The organism is Roseovarius amoyensis (assembly GCF_003260265.1).
Classification (GTDB): Bacteria; Pseudomonadota; Alphaproteobacteria; order Rhodobacterales; family Rhodobacteraceae; genus Roseovarius; species Roseovarius amoyensis.
Window position 1 is genome coordinate 1 of sequence record NZ_QITQ01000072.1, and the last position, 1893, is coordinate 1893.

1 protein-coding gene is annotated in these 1893 nt (G+C 61.8%); it reads right to left on the reverse strand.

Annotated features, from left to right (window positions below):
* Window positions 1-78 precede the first annotated feature (78 nt).
* Entirely contained in the window at window positions 79-1725 is a 1647-nt protein-coding gene (locus tag DL899_RS19180; RefSeq protein ID WP_111735905.1) for an IS1634 family transposase, read from the reverse strand.
* Window positions 1726-1893 lie beyond the last annotated feature (168 nt).

Genomic DNA, 1893 nt, shown 5'->3' on the forward strand with positions numbered 1-1893 from the left:
CCCAACTTCAACAGTTAAACGCGTAAGTGATTGATATTATTGATGCGGGATATCTGCTTTTGCCACAACCGGGCCGTTTCAGGAGGGTGTTTTCAGGCTCAGTGCATCGAAGAGTTCCAATTGCTCCGGTTGCTGTCGGGTGAGGGTTGTCTTGGTTGCAGGGCCGATGCGTGCCACGTGCTTCTGGATGCGCTCCAGGAGATTTAGGGCGGTCCGTGGGCTTGCGCTGTGGCCCTTGGCCTTCAAGCGCATACGCATGACGCGGTAGAGGACGAGGGCCAGGAAGCAGATCATGGCATGGGCGCGGATGCGATCAGGCAGCCGGTGGTGGACCGGCGCGATCTCGATGTCGGATTTCAGCACGCGGAAGCCGCGCTCAATATCCGCGAGCCCCTTATAGCGCATGACAGCCTCAGAAGGGGTGAGGTCCGGAGCGTTGGTGATCAGCGCAAGCTTGCCATCGAAGAGCGTGGCCTCGGTAATGGCGGCCTCGTCGATCGACCAGCTGAAGCGGTCTGCATTGAGATCGGCCTTGAGGAAGCGGGTCAACTCGGCCTCCGCGACGGCCCGTGTGAAACGACTGTAGGCCCCGCGGTCAGAGGCGCGGCGTCCCTTTGCGGTCTTCCCGGCGTCCTGAGCGTCGAGCTTGCCAACCATGTTTTCGGCCATGGCCTCCAGCTCGGCGATGCGGGCTTGACGCCGGTCTCCCTGTTCGGCGGCACGCACGGGATCATGGGCGACGATCAGGCGGTGGCCGGCAAAGCGATCCTCAGCCAGCCCGTCTTCGTCAAAGCTGAGCGCCCGGAAGGTCTCGACCAGGTCGCTGTAGCGGCGCGCGGGAACGGCCAGGATGAACTCCAGTATGCGCCCGTCCTGCTCGGCCAAGGATGTCAGGGCGCCGATATTGTCGAGGCTCAGGAGCCCGCGGTCGGCCACCAGGATCACGCGCTCGATGGGAAAGCGCTGCAGGACGGTGGCCAACATGGCCTGCAGCGTCCTGGTCTCGGCCACGTTGCCCGGATGCACGGTATGCATGAGGGGCAACCCCTCGGCGGTCTGCACGACGCCCAGCACGAACTGGCGGGCGATCCCTCCCGTCTCCTTGTTCATGCCATAGGCACGGATGTCTTCCTCGACCTCCCCCTCCCCATGAATACGCACGGTGGTCAGGTCGTAGAAGACGACCGTCAAATCCCGATCGACCAGGGGCCGGATCTGGCGGGCCAGCTCGGCCTCCACGCGATCGACATTGTCCATGAGCGCGTCCATGGCGCGAAGCAAATGATGGTGTTCGACCTTGGATGGCATATCGGGCATGGCCACCGTCTCCAGCCAGCGAAGGCATCCCAGCTTGCTTGTGGGGTCGCACAGACGGTTAAAGACCATCGCCCTCACCAAGGCATCTGCCCTGATCTGCCGCCGTCCCGAGCGGATCGCGCGCCCAAGGGCGCGGTCGAACCCAAGATCCGCCCAAAGCTCGTGCAGGGCGAACACGTTGCCGTAGGCCTTGGAACTTTCGATCTCGACGGGAAAGGCCGTGTTCTCACTGCGACCGAGCGCTCGGTTGAGGCCCCCGATCAGGGGATCAAGCTTCGCGGGGCTCAGCTCCTCGAGGCGCCCGAGGTTTGCGACAACCCGATGACGAACCTTTCCCTGCTCGTTGCGGTAGCCCTCGACGAGCTGAAGGTACTGGCGGCCGCCGGATCGCGTGATCTTCGTATACATGTCGCGACGGTATTACATTATTGGCATTGCATCAATGGAATAAAATCACACCACGTGCCACAACAACGATCCCACGAAATCTACCGCTTCGCGATACAAAACGCCTTGTTTTGTTGACCTGCGCCAAACGAAATCCGGAAAAATCAGCCGCGAACTGTCGAAGTTGGG